The sequence below is a fragment of the Sulfuricurvum sp. genome (assembly GCF_036279695.1).
Lineage (GTDB): Bacteria > Campylobacterota > Campylobacteria > Campylobacterales > Sulfurimonadaceae > Sulfuricurvum.
On sequence record NZ_DASUIQ010000088.1, the window covers coordinates 1 to 24,408 of the forward strand.

Sequence of the window (24,408 nt, forward strand, 5' to 3'; positions counted from 1 at the left end):
ATCATATTGGCTATCTCGAATATGGATAATGAGCTTTTTACCGCACCGTATTCGACCGCCTTTTTCGGCATTCCATACACGGTGCATGATTTTTCTTCCTGCGCATACGTTTGTGCTCCCGCTTCTTTCATACTAAGTAGCTTGCTCGCGCCATCTTCCCCCATCCCCGTCAAAATAACGCCGACCCCTTGAGATCCGACCTCTTTTGCCATGGATGCGAACAAGACGTTTACACTCGGTTTGTGAGAGCTAACCCTCGGGTAGTCTTTCAAGGCTACTTCGTAGGTAAACCCCGATTTTTTGACTTCCATGTGCAAATTGCCCGGTGCAATCAAGATTCGTCCCGGCAACAGTTTATCACCTTCTGATGCTTCTTTGATGTCCGAATGAGAAGATAGAGAGTTGAGTCTTTCGGCAAACGATTTGGTAAATCCCGCAGGCATATGTTGAGTTATCACTATCGCGGGGTGATTGGGTTTTAGATATTGGACAATCTCTTCGATCACCTGAACCCCACCCGTTGACGATCCGATAGCAACGATTTTCTTGGATGCGGGAAGTGCGGAGTTTTTACCGTATTCTTCTTTGCTCAGGGTGTATTTTTTGGTCGCGATGGTTGAGTTGAACCGCACTTTTGCGCGTGATGCGGCTCTCACTTTGTCGAGAAACTCATCCGTCGCATCATCAAAAAATTGCCCTAGATTGGCATTGGGTTTATGGATCACATCGACCGCACCCATCCTCATCGCATCAACCGCCGCACTGCTGCCGGAGGAGACCATTGTCGAGCAGATGATGACGGGAATCGGCTTTTGTTTATTGATGAGCTCCAAAAACTCCAATCCGTCCATTTTCGGCATTTCAATGTCCAAAATAAAAACATCGGGAAGCCCCACATTGGCAAACATCGCAAAAGCGTCCACAGGATTATTCGCCGCCCCAATCAGCTCGATGTCCGTCGCCTTGTCAAATATCCGTTTAAAGGCGCTTCGTACAACGGCAGAATCATCAATAACAAATACTTTAATCATCAGAAAAAGTCCAATTCACTTTCATCTTCATCTACTTTTGAGAATAGATTGCTTTTCATAAACTCGATATTGTTTTGCAACGAATCCTCGAACACGTGAACATCCTGAAAAATTCTATCGACGAAAATATCCATCATGTTTTTGTTCAAATCATCGATAATCTCGCTCAAATAATCAAACGCTTTGAGACCGTTTGGCGGGATCGTAGAAAAATCGAGTTTATTTAAAAAATTCCCCAAATCTTTAAACGTCGGAGCCACTCTCACAAACAAAGTGTGCTTCGAAAATATCTCCGAAATATCTAAAATTTTCCCCCCGATCTCACTGAGCAGCTCTTTGGACAATTCGCCCGCTTTTAATCGCTGATTGAGTTCGATCAATTCGTCCACGATAAAGAGCGAGCTCCCCTGATAAAAATCCAAAAAGTCAACCAGCATCGTCACATCGGACGAACCGCTTTTGAGATTGACTTCCCGTCGTCCGATCGAGATAATCGTATAAAACACGCTGAGTATCTGGACTAGTTTTCCTTTTAGTTCCTCATAAGTGCACGTATCAAATACAATGGTGTCACTCAACTCCACCAAATCAATAACGTCGCTTCCCATTTCACGATTGATGATGCTAAGAATGACAATCCGATCGTTATAACTCTCTATCGCTTCGTAAAACTTTCGGGCGGATTGAGGATCTTCCGTCGTATCCAAAAGTACGATGTCTATTTTGTTCGACATTAGAGTAATATTGATGTTGTCGAGTTCACTATTTTGCATATTTCGCTGGATACCGGAGGCAAAAAATGTTTTTGCCTCATTGTACGCTTCATAGTGTTTATTGCTAAAAAGCACTATATTATAGTTTTGGGCTAAAAACGGTAAATAGTGACTATACTGCTTGGTTGTCATGGTCTCTCTCCAAAATGAACTTCAGTTTGTTAAATCCTAATTTCAAAACATCGTCATAATAGGTATCGGATGTTTTTTTGATATAGTTCTTAAAACTCGTAAGCTTAATCTCTTGCTCTTTGCTCATCTCTTTCATATTGAGTTTGAGCAAAGAGATAAAATCTTTGTTTTGATGCGCGATCTCGTAGATTGTCAACCCGAATCGTCGGCTGTATTTGATAATATCATCATCGAGCATCGCGATATAATTTTCATCATCCCCGAGCAAACAGTTTCGTACCGAATTGTTGTTCTCGAAGATCCCTCGGACATCCCCGAAAAAATTATCAAACTGATACTCCACATATCGGTGGTTTTTGGCTCGGTTCAGGACGAAAATAAATTTAAGATCGGGTCTCATATCTTTTAACACCGAGTAGATAACGATCGCATTGATCCCGTCTTGTTCTCCGTCCAAAAGGGGGATAACGACCAGATCGACGAAGTGGATCATTCCGCTTTCATTGAAAGCGTTCAACACCATTGTCGTCGTTTTATTCCCTCCGATGTCAAAACAGGCGGTCTCCTCTTTGAGAAACATTTCCGCCAAATCTTCGCGTAAAATGGGAGACGAGACCTCGACAATTTTTCTGTTGGTTAGTTTGCTGTCGCCGTAACTCAGACAATCGCTGTTTTCATCATCAAACTCATAAAAGGCGACGGGGCTATTGCCGTTGAACTCATACAAAAACGGGGCAATGAGTTGCATGGATATGGTACTTTTACCGACGCCGCCTTTGCTTGAGACAACGATGATTTTTAAATTATTTTTCTTCAACAACTACCCTTTCTTACGATAGATCGCGGTCTGAACTTGCTCGAGCTGATCAATATTGATCATATTCAAATTTTCGGTATGAGATATGAAAAAATAACCTCCGGCATGAAGATGATCTATCACTCCGTCCACCACTTTTTGCTTCGTAGCATTATCAAAATAGATTAACACATTTCGTAAAAAAATGAGATCAAACTGTCCCAAACTACTGCTCAATTCGAGCAAGTTGGCTTGTTCAAAACTCATATTCGGGATCAAGGAGCGGTCAATCAAAAATTTCCCCTCATTCTCCCCTTTTCCCCTCAAACAATACATCTTTCGCAAATCCATCGGGATTTTCTCTACCCAGCTCTCGGGGTATAGTCCCACTCTAGCTTTTTGTATAACCTCGGTGTTAATATCCGTCCCCATGATTTCCCAATTTGTTTTTGAGAGGACGCTGTCCAAAAGCATCGCGGTGCTGTAGGCTTCCGCACCCACCGAAGCTGCGGCACTCCAAACACGAAATTTTCCTTTTGGACGATAATGGGGAAGAATCTTTTTTTGTAAAAATTCAAAATGTTCAATTTCACGAAAAAAATAGGTCTCATTCGTCGTCAGCAGATTCACCATTTCGGTCTTTTCAAGCTGGTTGATCTGAACCAACCGGAGATATTCCGTATAGGTTTCAAATCCGTATTTCATGAGTTGCTTCAGCAACCTGCTTTGCACTAATATTTTTTTGGTGTCATTTAAGTCAATTCCCGCTTCTTTAAAAATGATCTTTTGAAACGTTCGGAATTCGGCATCTTCTAATTTTGGCGTTGCCATTTTTACCCTTAAATAATCAGCTCGTTAATCGCTTCACCCAGTTTTAGCATGTTTACTTTGCCGATAATGGCATTCGCCCCGGCTTTCGTCAACTCGCTCTCCATATTATCGTTCGACATATTGGTATGGACGATGATACTGATGTGATTGTAACTCTTGTTTTCACGAATCAGACGCATGACATCTCTACCGCCCATGACCGGCATCTCCAAATCGGTTATAAACAGCCCGATCTCATCAACAGGTATCTCTTTAACCCCATCGATGAGCGCTTTGCCGTTTTCGTAAATTTCATAACTGACGTTCAATGTATCAAAAAGCTCTTGAACCATTTTACGGATAAAGCGACTGTCATCGGCAAAAAGAATCTTTTTGTTCGTTTTGACGATCGGCTTGACCTCTTTGGTATGCGATACCCGCTGTGTATCAATTTTATCGAATACGTCCAAAAGGAGTTTATCGCTGTCAAAAATAGTACACAATCTCTCTTTTCCGGCAAACGCAATCTTGGTGATAAAGGAGGATTTTTCATTCGTCTCAGAGTTGTCAACCATCGTTTCGGCCGGAATATTGACGATGTATTCCACCCGTTTGACGACGATCCCCATTCGATGTCCGCCGTAATGCGCCAGTACGATCAACTCATACTCATTGTCCTCTAACACACTGTTGCCGTACCATCGATCAAAATTAACGATTGTGGTCATATTACCGCGGATATCCGCCGTCCCGACGATGAGCCCTTCCCCCGGATTTTTGACGAGATTGAGATCTTTATAGACGAGCAGTTCCTCGATTTTAGAGACGTTTTTCGCATAAAATTCGTTGTTGCTCCCCTCAAAAATGAGGTATTGGCTCGTATCATTTGCATTGGTACTGACCAGTTTGACAATATCCAACTCATCTTCATCGTCGTCTATCTCTTCAAACCCGGATTTCGTAATATCTTCTAATTCATCATAACTGTTCATGCGCATCCTTTATCTGAGTGTCTTCGATAGTTCCGCAATATTTAAAATCGATTGCGTATCCAGTATGGCGATGTAATCACCCTCGTACTTGCCCATATACTGTATAAACTTCTTATCGACTTTGGACCCGAATCCCGGTGCGTCTTTCATCTGTTCATAGTGAATGTCATCTACCTCATACACTTCATCGATGATGATACCCAGCTGAGTCGTAGTTTCATCCTCGTTTTTATAGTTGACGACAACGATCGATGTTTTAGGTTGCACTTGGGTTTCCCCCAGATCAAAACGATCCAGCAAATCGATAACGGGGACGATATTACCGCGAATATTGGTCACCCCTTTAACAAAAGAGGGCATCAAAGGGACTTTCGTAATCGTCGAATACTCCACAATCTCGCTTGTGCTTAGTGCTTTAATCGCGTAAATATCCCCTCCCGAATAAAACAGGAGATATTGATCTTGCCCTATATCAGAATGTTTTTCTATATCGTCGTGACGCATGGTAGCCCTTAATAACGATCAAAATTTCTTAGATCTAAACCTTCTGAGCGTCGATTGCTGTTCATCGCCGGTTGCATATTTCGTCTTGGGGCAACCATAGCCTGCATACCGCCGAATCCACTGTTTCGTGTCTCAGTAATTTTAAAGAACTGCATCATTTGGGTCAAATTATTTGCCTGCATACTGAGTTCTTCACTCGCCGTCGCCATCTCTTGAGACGATGCCGCATTGGTTTGGGTCACTTGATCGAGTTGTGTCATCGCCGCTGAGATTTGGCTGATTCCCACATCTTGCTCTTTCGCCGCATTTGCAATATCTTTAACCAATTTCGCCGTGTCTTGGATTTTCGGAACCACTTCCCCGATCAATTTACCGGCGAGTTCGCTCACTTTCACACTTTGACTAGCCGTTTCAGAGATCTCCTGCGCGGCAATTTGTGAACGTTTTGCCAATTTTCGGACTTCGGCGGCAACAACGGCAAACCCTTTACCGTGTTCTCCCGCACGTGCCGCTTCAATCGCCGCATTCAACGCCAATAGGTTTGTTTGATAGACAATATCTTCGATGATTCCGATTTTCTCACTGATCGTCTGCATCGCTTGAACCGTTTTACTCACCGCTTCGCCCCCTTCCATTGCCATCTTCGCCGCATCTTCCGCCATGATATTCGTTTGTTGCGCATTTTTCGCCGACTCTGCAACGCTTCCGCTCATCTCTTCGAGTGCGGCACTGGTCTCTTCCAATGAGCTTGCTTGTTGTGTCGCCCCCGCACTAAGCGTTTGAGAGGATGAACTGACACCCTCAGCGGCATTCGTAAACTCTGCGGCACTTCCGTTGATTTTACTCACCATATCTTCGAGCTGATCGGCGACTTGATTGGTTGCCGTTTTAATCATGACATAATCACCGACGAAATCTTTTGAAATACGATCGGTCATATCCCCTTTAGACATTTTTTCCAATACGCTACCCGCTTCGCTGAACAACTCTTGTAAAACTGCTGCGGTTGCATTGGCCGTTTGTTTTACCACATCGAAATCACCTTGGTATTCGGTGGTAATACGGGCGCTGAGGGTACCGCTTGCGAGCGCTTGAAGACCGTAGATCGTATCCGCGAATGCTTTGTCGACAACAATCAACGTCTCATCAACAACATCGATCAATTTGAGATAGTCATTTTCAAAACCGTCTCGATTGACGCGCGCTTTTAAATTCCCTTTTTGAATCTCAACGTATCCCGCATTGTAGTTACGGAGCAAGAGCCCTAATTTAGCCGCAGTATCATTCGCCGCTTTTTTAACCACATCGAAATCACCTTGGTACTCGGTGGTAATTCGAGCATCGAAGTTACCTTGTTGCAATGCGTTCAATCCAAAAATCGTATCGGCAAATGCTTTATCAACAATACTCAGCAAATTATTGGTTGATTCCGCCAATATTTTAAATCCGCCGTTAAAAGCATTCGCATCAATACGAGCTTTGACATTTCCGGCGGCAACCGATGAGATCAATCCCCCGAACTTAGACACAAACGCTTCAAACTCCTCATGACTCTTTTCTGACTCTATGCCCAGACGAATATACTTCGCCACATCGTATTCATTGATTCCGAACTCTTGTAAATCGATATTGATGGTATTCATGTCCATTCCTTTTTTGATTTTGTTTTTTAACTGTTTCGAATCTGATATTCCATAAGCTTCGGAATATCGAAAATCAAAGCGATTTCACCGCTTCCTAAAACCGTACCGCCGCTGATACCGGTCACATTTCTAAACACTTCGCCCAATGGTTTGATAACCGTTTGAAACTCACCGTAGAGTTCATCCACCTGTAACCCCATTTTGTAGTCCCCGTATCGTATTACGACGACGTTTTCACGAGAACTTTTGCTCTCAGTCTCTTTAAAATATTCTCGAATATCCAAAAGAGGGAGAATAGAATCTCGCAGATTAATGAAATGGTTCCCCTTCATCTGCTTTTTATACGAAGCGCTGAGCTCGATACACTCTTGAATCATCTCCAGAGGGATGATATATTTCGTATCACCGGATTGGATCAAAAATCCGTCGATAATCGCCAACGTAAGAGGCAATCTAATCGTGAAAGTAGACCCTTCCCCTTTGATGGAATCAATCTCTACCGTTCCGCGCAGTTCTTCGATGTTTCGTTTGACAACGTCCATCCCGACTCCGCGACCCGATATATCCGAGACCTGATCCGCCGTCGATAATCCTGCGGCAAAAATCAGATTAAAAATCTCCTTATCCGATAAGTTTTGGTTCGGAGATACGATACCGTTTGCAATCGATTTTGCTAAGATTTTATCTCGATCCAACCCCTTACCGTCATCCACGATTTTGATGACGATCGTTCCCGCGTCAGGATAAGCGCTTAATGTCACTTTGCCGTTAGGAGATTTCCCCGCAGCTGCACGATCATCGGGCATTTCGATCCCGTGATCGATCGAATTTCGAAGCATGTGCATGATGGGATCGGATATTTTCTCAACCACCATTTTATCCAGCTCGGTTTCACCGCCGTTGATCGTAAATTCGATCTCTTTACCGAGTTTTTTGGCGACGTCACCGACGATTCGTCTGAATTTGGCAAAGCTGTCACCGACTTGAACCATACGGATATTCATAACGCTTGAACGAACCGACTCGAGCATATCGCTCATAATGGTGGTGGATTCACTCAACTCCGCATCATCGACCATATCCGCGCGCTGAGCGATCTTGGCATTTGCGATAACCATCTCACTGATTTGATTGATGAGCTGATCGATTTTGCTCGAATCAACGCGCAAAGAAAAGCTTTTCAACGGCTCTTTTTTCAATGCCGTTTTTTGCTCATCCGATTGAGTCTCTTCCATGTTACTATCCGATTCCTGTACAGATGGAGTTACCGTTACCGGCGCTACTGCCTCTGTTATAAAATCAGATTGAGGAAAAAATCCGTTGGCAATGAGAAACTTCACTTTAGAGACTTTATCTTGGAGAGTTTCAATCCAATTTAAAAGGCTACTTTTATCATTCGCTTTAAATATTCTCAGCTCGATGTCATCCAAAACAAACTCGAATACCTCTTCAATCTCATCACGAGAGTGTTCGCTCTCCAACTGAATTTCAAATCCGATATAAGATTCAACCGGATTGTAGGTTTCCAGCGAAGGGATCTTTTCGGTCAAAATCGCTTTTTTACTTACGGTTCCAAGATCATCCAAAAATGAGATTAGATTTAAAACATCCATCCCCGTATTGAAAAAATCTCTGTGCAACCCGAGGCTTATATGCCAAAGATTAGATTCATGCACTCCTGTATCCGAAGCACCATGATGAAGTTCTTCGCTTCCCGAATGACTTTGGGTATTTCCCGGTGTAAACCCGAGAAGCTGTACCAATAATTCATCATTCGTTTTTCGCAGTTCGTCGTCAATCGGCTGTTGATCCACCGCCGTATTGATCAAATTTTCCGTGTGATCTTTACAAAGCAAAAACAGCGTTATCATTTCAGGCGTCAACGGTACCTTATCCGATCGGACTTCAGAGAGTAAATTTTCGGCGATATGGGCGAAACCGACCACATCATCAAATCCGAACATCCCCGCGGTCCCCTTGATCGTATGCATCGCCCGAAAGAGTGCACCGACGTCCTCTTCATTAACACCCTCATCTTGCATGTTAATCAAAGAGCTCTCCATATAGGCGAGCTGTTCGCTGCTGTCTTCTAAAAAGAGCTGAAGTTCTTCACTCATTCTCGCCTCCCAACAGTGCTTCGCACCCCCCTGTACGAATGGTTGCGGCGACTTCAGCAGATAGGTTTTTTAAAACCAAATTTACCCCTTTATAGGCACACGCTTTTTGAGCCGAAAGCAAAAGCTGAATCCCCGCCATATCAATCTTATGCAAGTGTCCGCATTCGAGGATCAAATCACCGTTTGATTCATTAGACCATTGCAACAAATTTTTATGAAATGACTCAACTTCATATATAGTCAGTTTGTCATACTCTAGTGTGTTCATCTGCTTGCTCTACAACAGTTTTTTGAGTGCCGTAAAAAACTTCTCTTTATTAAAAGGCTTTAACATCCAAGCTTTAACGCCCAGCTCTTTGCCTTTCGTTTTCAGAGTTTCATCGCTTTCGGTTGTCAGCATAATGACCGGAATATATTTGTACTCAGGATTTGATTTGATACGTTCTACCATCTCTAGTCCACCCATGATCGGCATATTCACATCCGAAAAGACAATATCAATCTGATGAGATCCCATCAAATCGATCCCTTCTTGTCCATTCGTTGCCATAATCGGTTCATGCCCCGCCTCTTTTGCCGCTGATGCAGCCACACTTCTGATCAAACTTGAATCATCAACAATTAATATCTTGGCCATTCAACTCTCCTTTTACTCATTTTTTACTCATCATTAGCTCATTCTAAACACATAAATATTAATAACAGTTTAAAACAATCAATTCGATAAGTATTTTGAATTCATACTTGAAAGTTTAGAAGAATAGAGTTGCAAGAGTGTCGCATTTTCAACCGAAAAGTTTCAATCCCATAAGGAACATTAATATATCTTTTGTATACTACACATTTATTATCATAGATATTAGGTGAATAATGTTAACACGAAAAAAAGTTCTGATAGTCGATGATGACGAGTTAATACGTACGCTTGTTATAGAAGTACTTAAAAAACTTAGTTTTGTCGACTTTTTTGAAGCTGAGAGCGGTGAAAAAGCGGTCGAAATTGCCCAGAGAGAGCATCCTCATTTGATTTTAATGGACATACTTATGCCCAAAATGGACGGTTACGAAGCATGCCGTCTCATTAAAAATGATCCGCTATCCCAATCGGCAATCGTCATTTTTATGACGGCGGTAGGGGTCACTGAAATCAATGAAAAAATCATCCTTGCAGGGGGAGAAGACATCTTACGCAAACCCCTAGATGCGGCAGAACTCTATTTTCGGGTCAAAAACTATCTGATGCTGGCAAAAGCAAGAGCGAATAATTTCGCGTTGGACGTGAAACCGGCCGAGGGGCCTTGTGTTCATCAAGAACACAGCATTGCTCTGGGCAAAGGTTTTTTTTACCAGTTTGAGGCCAAAGTTCTCTGTCATAATAACGTCTATATCCCGCTCATGAAACAGGAAATACTGCTCTTAGAAGAGTTGCTTAATCATAAAAATCAGGTCATAACGTATGATCAAATTTTGAGTGTTATTTCCAATCATGGAGAAAGCACGATTGCCAATATTCGGACATTGGTCAAACTCATCCGACGAAAAACCTACAAAGAGCTCATCACCACCCTACCCTCTATCGGATACAGAATTATCCTTTAGCGGCTAATAACGGTGCATACGCACAATGTCAAATGAAACCTGCAAATTTTTGAAAATTTCGGTATATTCGTTGATTTTTTCCATTCCCTCTTGATAAACATTATCCGGATGATACCGAACCAACAGCTTTTTATACCGTTTCTTGATACTATCTATAGGTTCGTTTGGATCTGCACTCAAAATTTTTAATGCGTTTGACAACGAATCATCTCGCGCTTCATAATGTAAAAATGGGTCAAGTTCAGAGGGGTTGTATCTGATCGAAACATCTATTTCCCCTATCCGTTGTGCCTCGACGATATTTTTGATGTTGCCCTTCGTCTCTTGATTATCTATACTGATTTCAAAAAAATCGTTTTGATACGATACGTTCCGAATAGACTTTTGAAACCTAGAATGAAGTTCCCAAAACAATCGATAATTTTTATGTTCTAGCCGAATACGCAATCTGCTTTTTTCCAACACGTCGAGATAGATCGTGTTTTTGGATTCTATATCTTTTTTGGTCATGATTTTAATCGGTTTTTCCACGCGATCGATGAGAACTTCGCGTAAATTGGCACTATCCCTACGATTCACTTTTTTATGTATAGAATAGATCCATTTGATCAGAAAAAGGTGTTTGAAGTGATTCTCTTTTGAATAATTTAACAAAATACTGTTCTGATTGATCTGATGCAAGGGGAATTGGCTTTTTATAAAAGAAAAAAGATTATGGGTATTCATCTTGGATTCATCGAGCGATATAATGGTATAGTGTGTCCCGATTAAAATCTGCATATAACCCCAACGTTAAACTAAACAATCCCTTTTTTTAAGCAATCTTTATTCCATCGGTATTGCAACGTTCAAAGAGCCGCAAAAAAGTTATTATTATTGATTAACCGTTTTTACGATAAAATTGGGGGATTTTTTACCCAAGGTGTCCCTAAATATGATAGATGTTGTTCAAATTCAAAAAATTTTACCCCACCGTTACCCTTTTCTCCTCGTTGATCGCGTTACCGCAATTACCCCGAATGAGTCACTAATCGGTTATAAAAACGTCACTATCGGCGAACAAATTTTCGAGGGTCATTTTCCGGGTCATCCGATCTATCCGGGTGTTATGATTTTGGAGGGGATGGCGCAAGCGGGCGGTATCTTAGCATTTCAGAGCATGGATATGACCGAAGAGGAAGCCGCGCATAAAGTGGTCTATTTTATGAGTATCGACGGTGCTAAATTCCGTGCCCCTGTCCGTCCGGGCGATCGGTTAGAATACCGTATGAACGTGGTAAAACACAAAGGTTCTATTTGGGTTTTGGAGGGGAAAGCATACGTTGATGACGCTTTGGTTTCCGAAGCCGAACTCAAAGCCATGATCGTTGACAAGTAAGCGAGAGACTATGAGCAGCATATCTCCATTAGCGGTTATTGAGGACGGTGCGATTATCGGCGAAGAGGTCGAAATCGGTCCGTTTTGCTTTATATCGGGTAAAGCCAAAATCGGGCGCGGAACGAAAATCGCCGCAAGTGCCTGTGTTTACGGCAACACGACGATCGGCGAATACAACGATATTTTTTCCCATGCCGTTTTAGGCTCTATTCCGCAGGATTTGAAATACGCCGGCGAAGAGGTTGAACTCATCATCGGAGATCGCAACAAAATCCGCGAATTCACCCTATTTAATCCGGGGACTGCGGGCGGCGGCGGCAAAACCGTTGTCGGAAACGACAACCTTTTTATGGGGTATGTCCATTTGGGTCATGATGTTATCATCGGCGATCACTGTATCCTCGCCAACGCCGCGACATTAGCGGGGCATGTCGAGATGGGCAACTATGCCGTCATCGGCGGTATGACTCCGGTACATCAGTTTGTCAAAATCGGCGATTACGCCATGATCGCGGGTGCATCGGCACTGTCACAAGACGTCCCTCCCTATTGTTTGGCGGAAGGGAATCGCGCGGTATTGCGCGGGCTCAATCTCAACGGATTGCGTCGCCATGTCGAACGTGCCGATATTGATGCCCTTCGCTCAGCTTACCGCGATTTATTTGAATCGGGGAAACCGCTTCAAGAACAAGCAACCGCTTTGCTTCAAGAGACTCAAAGCGAATTGGTCAAAAATCTTTGTACCTTTATTGTCAATACCAAACGGGGTATCCCCTATGAAAGGAATCAATCATGATTCATCGTCATTGCAGTTTTTGTGACGCTCCTGAGAGCGATCACAACCCGCTTATCGCCGGAACAAATGTCTACATTTGTAAAAATTGTGTTTTCTCCGCTTACAAAATCATGTTCGGTGATTCTGAGGGTGAGGGGACCACGACTCATGAGCACAAAAACACTGAACTTCTGACCCCTAAAGAGCTTAACAATTTTCTGGGTCAATACATTATCGGTCAACAGCGGGCGCGTAAACTTCTCTCCGTCGCCGTATATAACCACTACAAACGTATCTTCAAGCATACCCTCGTCGAAGATGAAACAGAGATCGCAAAATCGAATGTTCTGTTGATCGGACCGACCGGAAGCGGTAAAACCCTCATGGCACAAACCATTGCACGTGTTCTTAACGTCCCTATTGCGATTGCCGATGCGACGAGCCTTACCGAAGCGGGATACGTCGGAGAAGATGTTGAAAATATCTTGACCAAACTTCTCCAAGCCGCGGACGGTGACATCGAGCGGGCACAGCAGGGGATTGTCTTTATCGATGAAATCGATAAGATTTCCCGAATGAGCGAAAACCGCTCTATCACCCGCGACGTTTCGGGCGAGGGGGTACAGCAAGCCCTTCTCAAAATCATCGAAGGGGCGGTCGTCAATATCCCTCCCAAAGGGGGACGCAAACACCCTAACCAAGATTTCATCCAAATCGATACCTCCGGTATCCTCTTCATCTGCGGCGGAGCATTTGACGGGCTGGGGCAAATTTTGGAGCGTAAAAAAGGAGCCAACGTTATGGGCTTCGGACATGAGAAACGAAGTACAACCGATATTGATGACAGTTTCGAAAATGTCGAGCCGGATGATTTGGTCAGTTACGGGCTTATCCCTGAACTCATCGGACGTTTACCGATCATCGCATCCTTGAATAAAATCACCGAAGAGGAGATGGTTCGTATTTTGACGGAACCTAAAAACTCTTTGGTGAAACAATACACCAAACTATTCGCTATCGATGATGTCGAACTTACGTTTGATAAAGATGCACTCGGTGCCATTGCAGCCAAAGCATTGGCCCGTAAAACCGGTGCGCGCGGTCTTCGTGCCATTATGGAAGAGACGATGGGAGAGACGATGTATGAGCTCCCTGAATACAGCGGATACGAAGTACTCATCACCAAAGAGGTTGTGGAAGAGAATATCGCCCCTGTCTACATTAAAAAATCAACACAAAAAAGTGCATAGGAGAGTCAATGCTATTTAATAAACTTATCGGAATGTTCTCGAACGATCTCTCTATCGACTTGGGAACCGCAAATACCCTCGTTATCTCCAAAGGGAGAGGGATTATTATCAATGAGCCCTCTGTCGTAGCGGTTAAAACAGAAAAATACGGTCAACAAAAAGTGCTTGCCGTAGGTCGCGAAGCGAAAGAGATGGTCGGAAAAACTCCGGGTAACATCAAAGCGATCCGCCCTATGCGTGACGGCGTTATCGCCGATTTCGATATGACCGAAAAAATGATCCGTAAATTCATCGAAAAAGCGCACGGACGAAGTACTCTCATCAGTCCTCGTATCATCATCTGTATCCCATACGGTCTTACTCAAGTAGAGCGCAAAGCGGTTCGTGAATCGGCGATGAGTGCGGGAGCACGCGAAGTGTACTTAATCGATGAGCCTATGGCGGCGGCAATCGGTGCGGGGATCGATATTCGTGAACCGAAAGGGAACATTATCGTTGACATCGGAGGGGGTACGACCGAAATCGGTGTTATCTCTTTGGGCGGACTCGTGTTGTGTAATTCTATCCGTGTAGCGGGGGATAAAATCGACCGCGCGATTATGGATTACGTCAAACGCAAATACAATCTCTTGATCGGTGAGCGTATCGCCGAGGACATCAAAATCAATATCGGAACGGCAATGCCGTTAGCCCAAGAGCTTAAAATGATCATCAACGGGCGTGACCAAGTTGAGGGTCTCCTTACCTCCATCGAACTCTCCAGCGAAGATGCACGTGAAGCGATGCGTGAACCGCTCAAAGAGATCCTTGAAGCGCTACGTGACGTACTCGAAAATATGCCGCCGGATTTGGCTGGCGATATTGTCAACAACGGTGTTATCCTCACCGGAGGTGGGGCATTGATCCGTCAACTTGACAAATACATTTCAGAAACCATCAAAATTCCGGTTTACGTGGCCGATGAGCCGCTTTTATGTGTTGCTCGCGGAACCGGACGCGCATTAGAAGAGATCGACCAACTCCACGAACTCTTCGATAATGAATAAACAGACATTAACCACTGCGGCTCTGCTCGCTGCAATGGTGGGTGGAGCACTCTACTTTACCAACTTTTTGCAATCTCCCGTTCTCCATCTAACCCATTCGATGAAATCATCCTATCTTAACGGGTTAGAAGGGATTCAACACGCTATTGACGAACATTACCATCAGCAAAAAACCATTGTAGAACTGCGCGAAAAAAATCGTTATTATGAAAAAGAGCTGCTAAACCTCCATCAAGTCGCCGATGAGTATCAAAAACTGTTGCAAGAGCAAAACAGCAGTTTTCAAACACTGCCTAAAACCGCACTGGTACGTACTCTCTCGTATGTTCGATTCGGTGATCCGCACCGCGTATGGATCGAAATGGAGCACTTTGATCCTAAACGGGTTTACGGACTCCTTTATCGCGGTTATGCCGCCGGAATCGTAATCGGCAAAGGCTCTCATCCGATGGCGCTCTTGAACGGAGACGTTAAAAGTACCTATGCCGTTAATATCGGAGCGACAAACGCACCGGGAATTGTGCGCGGTAATAATGGACGTCAAATGATCGTAGAGTTCATTCCGACATGGATTCCGATTAGTGTAGGAGATGAAGTCCTCACCTCAGGGTTGGATCGTATTTTTATGTCCGGTCTGAAAGTGGGACGCGTACTCTCTATTTCGAAAGCAAGCGGCTATCAAAGTGCCGTTGTAGAACCCTATTTTTACGGTAAAAATCCCGCCTATTTTCACGTAATAACTCAGATTAGATAACCTCTCCTTACCCCTTGTAATCCGATTTTAAGTGCTTCTCGTCTATAATAATAAAATTTTTAATGACGAGGGGTCTCAATGCCAAAACGCGACGACATCAAAACGATATTACTCATCGGATCAGGCCCGATCGTCATCGGTCAAGCCTGTGAATTTGACTATTCAGGAACACAAGCGGTCAAGACGCTCAAAGAACTTGGCTACCGCGTAGTTTTGATTAACTCGAATCCGGCAACGATTATGACCGACCCCGAATTTGCCGATCGTACCTACATCGAACCGATTAAACCCGAAATCATCGCGGAAATCATCAAGAAAGAGAACGTAGACGCTATTTTGCCGACGATGGGTGGACAAACTGCACTCAATGCCGCAATGAAAATGCATGAAATGGGAATGCTAGAGGGGATCGAATTTCTCGGTGCCAACCCAAGTGCGATCAAAAAAGGGGAAGACCGCCAAGCGTTCAAAGAGTGCATGGTTAAAATCGGTATGGACTTGCCGATTTCCCGATATGCCTATAACATGGACGAAGCGATGGCGGCGGCCGAAGCGATCGGATTTCCGATCATCATCCGTGCTTCCTATACTCTCGCAGGTGGCGGAAGCGGTGTCGCTTACAATATCGACGAGTTCAAACTTCTTGCCCAACGCGGACTGGATGAATCACCGATTACCGAAATCCTGATCGAAGAGTCACTCCTCGGTTGGAAAGAGTACGAGATGGAGGTTATCCGTGACCGTAACGATAACTGTATCATCGTCTGCTCGATCGAAAACTTCGATCCGATGGGAGTTCATACGGGTGACTCGATCACCGTTGCCCCTGCTCTAACCTTGACCGACAAAGAGTACCAACGTATGCGTGACGCATCGTTCGCTATTTTACGTGAAATCGGCGTTGACACAGGGGGATCAAACGTACAATTCTCCGTAAATCCTAAAACAGGACGTATGATCGTTATCGAAATGAATCCTCGTGTATCACGTTCATCCGCACTCGCATCGAAAGCAACCGGTTACCCGATTGCCAAAGTAGCAACCTTGCTCGCGGTCGGATTTACCCTCGATGAGATCACCAACGACATCACCGGAACTCCTGCGGCGTTTGAGCCGGTTATTGACTACATCGTAACCAAAGTTCCTCGCTTTACGTTTGAGAAATTCCCCGAAGCAGAATCAACCCTCACCACCAGTATGAAATCGGTCGGTGAAGCGATGGCAATCGGACGAACCTTCAAAGAGTCCGTTCAGAAAGCCCTCTGCTCTCTTGAGACAGGCCTTTGCGGTTTCGACAGAATCGACGGCGATTTAGAGTTCGTCAAACACGAAATCCGCCGCCCGAATGCGGAACGTATCCTCTACGTAGGTCAAGGTTTCCGTATGGGTCTTTCCAAAGAGGAGATTTTCGAGCTCTCTAAAATCGATCCGTGGTTCCTAACCCAAATCGAAGAGATTATCGCACAAGAGAAAACCATCACCTCTGCAACGCTTACAGATGAACCTCAGCTTCGCCGCCTCAAAACCGAAGGGTTCTCGGATAAAATGATCGCCAAATTGATCACCCAAAACGGCGGCAATGCGAAAGAAGCTAATGTCTATGATGCCCGTAAAGCACTAGGAATCGCATTCGAATACAACGAGGTCGATACCTGTGCGGCAGAGTTCGGTTCACTCACCCCGTATCTCTATTCAACTACCAACATCACTCGTCTCGGACTTCAAACACCGCGTCAAAGCGACAAGAAAAAAGTGATGATTCTCGGCGGCGGACCAAACCGTATCGGTCAAGGGATTGAGTTTGACTATTGCTGCGTTCACGCCTCATTCGCACTCAAAGAGATGGGGATCGAGACGATCATGGTCAACTGTAACCCTGAAACTGTCTCAACCGACTACGATACCTCTGATGTTCTCTACTTTGAACCGATCGATTTCGAACATGTCCGCTCTATCGTCGAAGCGGAACAGCCTGATGGAATCATCGTCCACTTCGGAGGACAAACCCCTCTGAAACTCGCGAACGGCTTGCATGAAATAGGGGCTAAAATCGCGGGAACTTCCGCGGAAGTAATCGACTTGGCGGAAAACCGTGAAAAATTCTCCGCATTCGTCGTTGAACAAGGGTTGAAACAGCCTGAAAACGGTCTTTCAATGACCAAAGAAGGGGCATTTGAGATCGCTGAAAAACTCGGTTATCCGGTTCTTGTTCGCCCTTCATACGTCTTGGGCGGACGGGCAATGCGTATCGTCTACAACGAAGATGAACTCCGTACCTATATGGATGTAGCGGTATCGGTCAGTAACGACTCTCCGGTTCTAGTCGATAAATTTCTCGATCAAGCGGTTGAACTCGACGTCGATGCGATCAGTGACGGCACCGAAGTATACATCGGTTCGGTGATGCAGCACATCGAAGAGGCGGGGATCCACTCAGGAGACAGCGCATGTTCACTCCCTCCGGTAAGCCTTAGTGCCGACATCCAAGCGCAAGTTGAACAACAAACGAAGAAAATTGCATTGGGTCTTGGCGTTATCGGTCTACTCAATATCCAATACGCTATTTATCAAAACGAAGTCTATTTGATCGAGGTGAACCCGCGTGCATCCCGTACCGTTCCGTTCGTCTCCAAAGCGACCGGAATGCCGCTTGCTAAAGTCGCTACCCGTGTTATGCTCGGTGATAGCTTACGCAATGCACTCAAATTCTACGACAACTACAACATCGTGATGGAAGCCGATGGATTGCTCAAACCTCGTCTAAAAGGGCACGTTGCGATCAAAGAAGCGGTATTCCCGTTCAACAAACTCTACGGTGCCGATTTGGTTCTCTCACCTGAGATGAAATCGACCGGAGAAGTTATGGGTATCAGCCAAAACTTCGGTGTCAGCTTCGCCAAAAGCCAGCTTGCCGCAGGAAACAAAATCCCGACATCGGGAACCTGTTTCCTCTCGTTCATCGAAATGGACAAAATGCACGCTCCTGAAATCGCACGCGGTCTCCATAACCAAGGGTTTAAACTTGTCGCGACACGCGGAACCCAAAAAGTGATCGAAGAAGCGGGAATCCCTTGTGAAGCGGTTCTTAAAATCAGCGAGGGGCGCCCTAATATCGAAGATGTCATGAAAAACGGAGAGATCTCTCTTGCGATCAATACCTCCGATAATAAAACCTCGAAAAAAGACGCTGAACAAATCCGCCAAATCGTATTGCGTATGGGAACTCCGTATTTTACAACGCTCAGTGCGGCACGCGCCGCTATCGAGGCGATGGGGCATATGCAAGATGACAGCTGGATGGAACCTCACGCGATCCAAGATTATCTACTCTCTTGAGCCATGACTAAAATCATCCTCGCCCAAACCGACACCACCGTCGGTTTTCTCTCTCAAAACGGTAAACGTTTAGAAGAGATAAAAATGCGCCAAGGTGATAAACCCTTTCTCAAAGTCTATGCCGAACTCAAAGCGCTCTCTCGTGACATCCGTATCCCCTCCGTTCATAAACATCGCGTTCGCCATAGCACCAAAACGACGTTTATTATTAAAAATCAAGCGTTCCGCTATGTCAGTGACACGAAACACTCTGAACTCATCAAACCTTACGGGTGGCTCTACTCGACCTCAGCCAACGAAAGCGGAAAAAGCTTTGATGAAACGTTTTGCCAATCCGTCAGTGACATCATCGTGGAAGACAATCAGGGCTTACATGAACAAAGCGCATCCAAAATTTTTATCCTCAATACAACTCACCTAAAACAACTACGATAGGAGTCTATTTATGAAACATTTTATATCCGCAAACCACGTTATGATGGGGAGTATGGGACTTATTGTCCTAAGTGCCCTTAGCGGTTGCCAAAGTGCCCCTGAAGAAAAGGCATCAACCGAGCAGACCGAAGGACAAAATAAATTTCTCGTTGTCGAACAGCTCACCAACGGAAAATACGTAATCGTCGAAGAGATGCCGACCACCGGACCAAGCCGCGCCATCATCAAAGAGACCGATGCAAACGGTACTGTACGTGAACGGGTACTGAGTGAAGCCGAGATGAAAGAACTCGCCGACCAAGAATACAAAAAAATGGAAGCGGGGCAATCAGAGCTTAATGCCGAACCAAAAAGCGAAGGTATGGGGCTTGCGGGAACCATTCTTGCCGCGGCGGGGGGAGCACTATTGGGGAATATGATTGCAAATGCATTGATGAATAATGCCAATGTCCGCAAACACCAAGATATGTCCAACCGCTCCGCATATCACCGCTCATCTGCAGGGGGGAGTAACTCAGCGACATCAAACAGCCAGAAAAAAAGTTTCTTCGGCAATTCCGCCTCTAAAAGCACCGGTTCTAGCAGTAGTTTCGGAGGATGAGTATGGTATCCCTACAAAGCATCAAACCCATCGATGATCACGCGTTAGAGCAATTCGGATTCGCTTGGCATACCGACAGCGACCAGAGCAAATACATTGCCAATGAACTCGTCGTTGTCACCGATGACGAAGCCGAAGCATACTACGAAGCAGTCAATGAACTCTACGATATGTACGCTACTGCCGCTCAACATGTCATCGACAACAATCTCTTTTTTGACCTCGGTATCCCCTTTAACTTGATTGACCCGATCAGAAAAAGCTGGGAAAACGATGTCCACTGGCACCTCTACGGACGATTTGACCTCGCCGGCGGAATCGGTGGAGTACCGATCAAACTTATCGAGTTTAACGCGGACACTCCAACCGCCCTTTTTGAAACGGCCATCTTACAATGGGCACTGCTCAAACATAACGGCATGGATGAAGAGCGTCAATTCAATAATGTCTATCAAGCCATCAGCGACAATTTCCGCCGACTTGTCACCCTTTTCGATGATCCCGAAACATTTGAAAACCATTATGACGGATGGAAAATTCTCTTTAGCTCCATCAGCGGCAATATAGAAGAGGAACAAACAGTACGTCTGTTACAGCAAATGGCGATTGATGCAGGTTTTGAGAGTGGCTTCGAACCACTGGGCGGGGTAAAGTTTGACGATGAGGGGATCTATGACTCTGCCGAAGAGCCGTATGAGTATTGGTTCAAACTCTTTCCGTGGGAAGAGATTGCCATTGACGAACCGGAACTCGCCACGCAACTCACAACGATCATGAACAACCAAAAGGCGATCATCCTAAATCCTGCCTATACCCTCCTCTTTCAGTCCAAAGGGATGATGAAAATCCTATGCGATCTCTTCCCGGATTCCCCGTATCTTCTTAAAACCTCTTTTGAGCCGCTTCAAGGGGTTCAACAGGTCGAAAAACGGATGTTCGGTCGCGAAGGTGCCAATGTCCGTATATTGGATGCTACAGGTAATACAATCGAATCGAATGACGGACCGTACGGGAATTTTAAACCTATCTACCAAGAGTATGTCGAGTTCCCGAAAGATACGAGCGGTAACAGCTACCAAGCAGGGGTATTTTTCGCGTATGAAGCGTGTGGGTTAGGATTCCGTCGCGGCGGTAAAATCCTAGGCAATATGTCCAAATTTGTGGGGCACGTATTACGATAACGATATAGGTTTACCGGAAAAGTACCCTTGTGAATAATCGACACCCATCTCTTCGATGGTGTTGTAAATAACCTCATCCGAAACGAATTCCGCAATCGTTCTCGCATCAATTTTCTTCGCAAAATCGATAATCGTTTCAACAATAATACGATGACGAGGGTTGATAGCGATCTCTCGTATCAGTGATCCGTCTATCTTGATGTAATCAACCCCCAATTTCAATATATTTTCAAAATTTGAGTATCCGGTTCCGAAATCATCAATAGCTATTTTCGCCCCTAGCGCTTTCACTTGGGTAATAAACCGTGTCACCTCATCGTAGTTTTCAATCCCTTCAGATTCTAGAATCTCAAATACGATCCGAGATGCCGTGCCCGTATCGGTAATCGTTTTGATGATCTCGCTCACCGTGTGAGGATTACGAATGTCACTGTCGGAAAGATTGATCGAAAACTCTTCATCACGCAAAGCAAAAAGGGTACATGCCTGATAGATCACTTCTAATGTAATTTGCGGATAGAGCTTGGTTTGTTTCGCGATAGGGAGAAACTGCATCGGCGGTACGATATTTCCAGACTCATCGATCATACGTACCAATGTTTCATACTTGACGATATTTCCCGTCTCGATGTCTACAATCGGTTGATAGTAGCAAATAATACGGCGTTCAAACAATGCTCTTCGAACATTCGAAGCCATCGTCAAATTCGTCCGATAGTGCTCTTCAACCCCTTCGTCTTCATTATAAAATGCGATCTGTTTTTTGTTCTCTTTAGCGTGATGTAGGGCAATATCCGCCTGTGTCAACACTTTTTCGCTTCCCATCGCCACCCCGATAGTGACACGGATATTCAAACTCTCCTCTTTGACCATAAAGGTTTTTTCATCCAAAAGCTTGATCAACATCGTTAAACGGTGTTCCAGCTCTTTGTGGGAAAGCTCATTGAAAACCAATGCAAACTCATCCCCGCCCAAACGATAACATCCGCCGGAGAGTTCTTTGAGCCATGTTCCGATTTGTATCAGCATCTCATCGCCGATAGAGATCCCGAAGAAATCGTTAACCTCTTTAAAATCATCCACATTAACGACCGCGAGTGCGATTGGTTCCCCTTGCGCTAATCGCTCTTGCAATCGATACCGATTCGGCAAGCCCGTGAGCCGATCAATATAATACTGGTTTTCCAATTCATGGGTTTTTTCTTGAACGGTGATTTCCAAAGAGGCATTCATCGCTTCAATTTGTGCAAGATAGTCCTGAGTTGTTTTTTGCATCGCATTAAACGCCGTCACAATCTGTTCGATCTCAACACTCCCTTCTTCTTCAAAAACCATTTGGTCTCCGGGCTTGTAATAGCGAACCTTTTTAGCGATTTTAGTCAATGGAGAGAGAAGAAAGCGAACCCACCAAACCGCTACGAAAAAAATCACAAAGATACTCGCGCCGACCCCATAAACGATTTTTTGTATAGACTTACGTGTCTCATCGTAGGCCAAATCACTGTAACGCAAGATAACCGATCCCATCAATTGTCCACTTGTGGGTTCTTTGATTTCGTGGGTTACACTGATCGCTTCGTGTCTGGATGCTATATTTTCTTTGCTTTTATAGCTGTATAACTCTTTTTCATTCTGATCGAATATCACCAGTTCGGTCACATCCGGCACTGAAACCACGGGAGAGACTTTCTCTTCAATCTGATCGTAAAATTTCAGATAAAGGGCGATTTGAAGGGGTTTTTCGATGGTTCGCAACAGCAAATCCGCTTTTTGTTTTTCCGAAACCAAAATGGTATTCTCAAAAACCATACTGACTACCGTTGCGAGTGTCATAAACGTTAATAGAAATATCAAAATCAATGATCCTACGATTTTATAGGAAAGGCGTGATTTTGAGAGCGTTAGCATTAAAAAACCTTGTAAAATAAATTTAGTTATTATTCTGAATATTCATTCAATAATTGAGTAATTCTATCCTATTAACCTTTGAAGTTAGACTATCTTTGTCCAATTTTCAGCACCTATTAACTATTTATTGACTATCTTTAGGTCAGTATTAAAAAAGGATACTATTGTTAGAATGTAAAACAGCACTTACGGAAGAAGAGAAAGAGGCTATATTGCATCAACGGTATTCTATTTTCGTGGACGAATTCAAATTTTTTGCCCCCAGAGAGGATGGCAGAGAGATTGAATATGACCGCTATGATGAATACTCTCTTTTATTAGGTGTTTGGAAGAAGGGCATTTTGGTCGGTTCATGCCGACTCGTTCTTCCTAACGATGCGGTAGGGTTGCCGACGCTCAACGTCATGCGTATTGATTCGGAAAAACTGCTTCACGATGAGCGGACCGCCGAAATTTCGCGCATAACGGTCAATGCAACCTATAGAACGTTCAAAAAAACCATAAAGGTTCTCCAAATCATGCAACAAAAGATCGATCAGATTGCTTCCGATCATAACATCCTCCAACTCATCGGGGCTGTAGAGCCTAGTTTTTTGCGTCTTCTCAACTACGCAGCTCTCCCTTATCAACCGATAGGTCCTATTCAATACCTAATCGGCGCAGAACGGATCCCCGTCCTTTTAACTCTAAAAGAGAACCCATGAAAACCCGTTTCTCTCTCGCTCTGTTATGGCTCCCATTTTCTCTTTTTGCAGCTGAAGCAAAGAGCGATTCAACCCTTTTTGCTGCCCTTACTAGCGATATAAACTCGATCGCACAAAGCGCTAAAGATCAACGAGCCAATATCGATTATCTCCCCTATGTCATGAGTGTGTTTGACGGAGAAGAACTCTCCCGCGCGGGAGCATCGTCACTGAAAGAGGCTCTCAGTTTGGTCGCCGGTGTCAATATCGCCAGCGACAATCTTTCTCTTTTCAATCCCGTCTTTCGAGGTTCCAATCCGGTAGCTTACGGTCAAAGCAAACTCATCATCGACGGTGTCGAGGTCAATGATCTTTTTTTCGACGGCTATACCGCCTATCTTAGTATGCCGATCGATATGATTAAACGGATTGAAGTCGTTAGAGGTCCGGGAAGCTACAGCAACGGTCACTCCGGCTATGCAGGATCGATCATCATCACAACCTATAAAGCGGAAATGTCTAGCGGCGATAGCGGTCGCTGGTTTACTTCGGTAGGAAATCATCATACCGGTAAAGCCGGTGGTTCGTTTGCTATGAGAGAGGATGATTTTGCATTTTCGGCGGATATTTATACCGTCCATGATGATCTCTCCCTCTCGTATGG

General features: G+C 44.5%; 24 protein-coding genes. 12 read left to right on the forward strand and 12 right to left on the reverse strand.

Annotated features, from left to right (window positions below; genetic code table 11):
- The 10 genes from VFW36_RS08780 to VFW36_RS08825 form a co-directional block, all read right to left on the reverse strand.
- The coding region (locus VFW36_RS08780) for a chemotaxis response regulator protein-glutamate methylesterase (RefSeq protein WP_329658435.1) at positions 1-1,031 on the reverse strand (1,031 nt) is incomplete at its 3' end.
- A complete protein-coding gene (locus VFW36_RS08785; RefSeq protein ID WP_329658436.1) occupies positions 1,031-1,936 on the reverse strand; it encodes a hypothetical protein in 906 nt (301 codons plus the stop codon). The genes VFW36_RS08785 and VFW36_RS08780, both read right to left, overlap by 1 nt.
- Complete coding sequence (locus tag VFW36_RS08790; RefSeq protein ID WP_329658437.1) at positions 1,917-2,753, reverse strand: ParA family protein; 837 nt, start codon at positions 2,751-2,753, stop codon at positions 1,917-1,919. Before VFW36_RS08790 ends, VFW36_RS08785 begins: the two co-directional genes overlap by 20 nt.
- 3 nt (positions 2,754-2,756) lie before the next feature.
- The gene (locus VFW36_RS08795; protein WP_329658438.1) at positions 2,757-3,563 is read right to left on the reverse strand and encodes a protein-glutamate O-methyltransferase CheR; all 807 of its coding nucleotides are present in this window, start codon (positions 3,561-3,563) and stop codon (positions 2,757-2,759) included.
- Positions 3,564-3,571: 8 nt separating this feature from the next.
- Positions 3,572-4,534 (reverse strand): chemotaxis protein CheV, encoded by a 963-nt coding sequence (locus VFW36_RS08800; RefSeq protein WP_329658439.1) that lies wholly within the window; start codon positions 4,532-4,534, stop codon positions 3,572-3,574.
- Positions 4,535-4,543: 9 nt separating this feature from the next.
- Positions 4,544-5,038, reverse strand: a complete 495-nt coding sequence (locus VFW36_RS08805; RefSeq protein WP_329658440.1) for a chemotaxis protein CheW — start codon at positions 5,036-5,038, stop codon at positions 4,544-4,546.
- 8 nt (positions 5,039-5,046) lie between these two features.
- Complete coding sequence (locus VFW36_RS08810; RefSeq protein ID WP_329658441.1) at positions 5,047-6,681, reverse strand: methyl-accepting chemotaxis protein; 1,635 nt, start codon at positions 6,679-6,681, stop codon at positions 5,047-5,049.
- Positions 6,682-6,707: 26 nt separating this feature from the next.
- Positions 6,708-8,798, reverse strand: coding sequence for a chemotaxis protein CheA (locus VFW36_RS08815; protein WP_329658442.1), 2,091 nt, complete (start codon positions 8,796-8,798; stop codon positions 6,708-6,710).
- Entirely contained in the window at positions 8,791-9,066 is a 276-nt protein-coding gene (locus VFW36_RS08820) for an STAS domain-containing protein (protein WP_329658443.1), read from the reverse strand. Before VFW36_RS08820 ends, VFW36_RS08815 begins: the two co-directional genes overlap by 8 nt.
- 9 nt (positions 9,067-9,075) lie before the next feature.
- Complete coding sequence (locus VFW36_RS08825; RefSeq protein WP_329658444.1) at positions 9,076-9,435, reverse strand: response regulator; 360 nt, start codon at positions 9,433-9,435, stop codon at positions 9,076-9,078.
- Between the two features lie 233 nt (positions 9,436-9,668).
- On the opposite strand from VFW36_RS08825, the gene VFW36_RS08830 reads away from it, so the two are divergent.
- Entirely contained in the window at positions 9,669-10,397 is a 729-nt protein-coding gene (locus VFW36_RS08830; RefSeq protein WP_329658445.1) for a response regulator transcription factor, read from the forward strand.
- Positions 10,398-10,400: 3 nt separating this feature from the next.
- Here VFW36_RS08830 and VFW36_RS08835 read toward each other — a convergent pair whose 3' ends face one another.
- A complete protein-coding gene (locus VFW36_RS08835; protein WP_329658446.1) occupies positions 10,401-10,976 on the reverse strand; it encodes a J domain-containing protein in 576 nt (191 codons plus the stop codon).
- A 355-nt stretch (positions 10,977-11,331) separates the two neighbouring features.
- On the opposite strand from VFW36_RS08835, the gene fabZ reads away from it, so the two are divergent.
- From fabZ to VFW36_RS08880, 9 genes are all read left to right on the forward strand, one after another.
- Complete coding sequence (gene fabZ, locus VFW36_RS08840) at positions 11,332-11,775, forward strand: 3-hydroxyacyl-ACP dehydratase FabZ (RefSeq protein ID WP_329658447.1); 444 nt, start codon at positions 11,332-11,334, stop codon at positions 11,773-11,775.
- Positions 11,776-11,785: 10 nt separating this feature from the next.
- Complete coding sequence (gene lpxA / locus VFW36_RS08845) at positions 11,786-12,571, forward strand: acyl-ACP--UDP-N-acetylglucosamine O-acyltransferase (protein ID WP_329658448.1); 786 nt, start codon at positions 11,786-11,788, stop codon at positions 12,569-12,571.
- Positions 12,568-13,800 (forward strand): ATP-dependent Clp protease ATP-binding subunit ClpX, encoded by a 1,233-nt coding sequence (gene clpX / locus VFW36_RS08850; RefSeq protein WP_329658449.1) that lies wholly within the window; start codon positions 12,568-12,570, stop codon positions 13,798-13,800. The genes lpxA and clpX overlap by 4 nt, the downstream gene beginning before the upstream one ends.
- Before the next feature lie 8 nt (positions 13,801-13,808).
- Positions 13,809-14,846 (forward strand): rod shape-determining protein, encoded by a 1,038-nt coding sequence (locus VFW36_RS08855; RefSeq protein WP_329658450.1) that lies wholly within the window; start codon positions 13,809-13,811, stop codon positions 14,844-14,846.
- Complete coding sequence (gene mreC, locus VFW36_RS08860) at positions 14,839-15,600, forward strand: rod shape-determining protein MreC (RefSeq protein WP_329658451.1); 762 nt, start codon at positions 14,839-14,841, stop codon at positions 15,598-15,600. The genes VFW36_RS08855 and mreC overlap by 8 nt, the downstream gene beginning before the upstream one ends.
- A gap of 78 nt (positions 15,601-15,678) precedes the next feature.
- The gene (gene carB, locus VFW36_RS08865; RefSeq protein WP_329658452.1) at positions 15,679-18,936 is read left to right on the forward strand and encodes a carbamoyl-phosphate synthase large subunit; all 3,258 of its coding nucleotides are present in this window, start codon (positions 15,679-15,681) and stop codon (positions 18,934-18,936) included.
- A gap of 3 nt (positions 18,937-18,939) precedes the next feature.
- Positions 18,940-19,371, forward strand: a complete 432-nt coding sequence (locus tag VFW36_RS08870; protein ID WP_329658453.1) for a hypothetical protein — start codon at positions 18,940-18,942, stop codon at positions 19,369-19,371.
- A gap of 10 nt (positions 19,372-19,381) precedes the next feature.
- Complete coding sequence (locus VFW36_RS08875; RefSeq protein ID WP_329658454.1) at positions 19,382-19,972, forward strand: hypothetical protein; 591 nt, start codon at positions 19,382-19,384, stop codon at positions 19,970-19,972.
- Between the two features lie 2 nt (positions 19,973-19,974).
- On the forward strand, positions 19,975-21,153 hold the full coding sequence (locus tag VFW36_RS08880; RefSeq protein WP_329658455.1) for a glutathionylspermidine synthase family protein: 1,179 nt from the start codon (positions 19,975-19,977) through the stop codon (positions 21,151-21,153).
- Here the strand turns inward: VFW36_RS08880 and VFW36_RS08885 are convergent.
- Positions 21,145-23,061 carry a putative bifunctional diguanylate cyclase/phosphodiesterase gene (locus VFW36_RS08885; RefSeq protein ID WP_329658456.1) on the reverse strand — a complete coding sequence of 639 codons (1,917 nt, stop codon included), beginning with the start codon at positions 23,059-23,061 and terminating at the stop codon, positions 21,145-21,147. The genes VFW36_RS08880 and VFW36_RS08885 overlap by 9 nt on opposite strands.
- 164 nt (positions 23,062-23,225) lie before the next feature.
- On the opposite strand from VFW36_RS08885, the gene VFW36_RS08890 reads away from it, so the two are divergent.
- Entirely contained in the window at positions 23,226-23,765 is a 540-nt protein-coding gene (locus VFW36_RS08890) for a GNAT family N-acetyltransferase (protein WP_329658457.1), read from the forward strand.
- The coding region (locus tag VFW36_RS08895) for a Plug domain-containing protein (protein ID WP_329658458.1) at positions 23,762-24,408 on the forward strand (647 nt) is incomplete at its 3' end. The genes VFW36_RS08890 and VFW36_RS08895, both read left to right, overlap by 4 nt.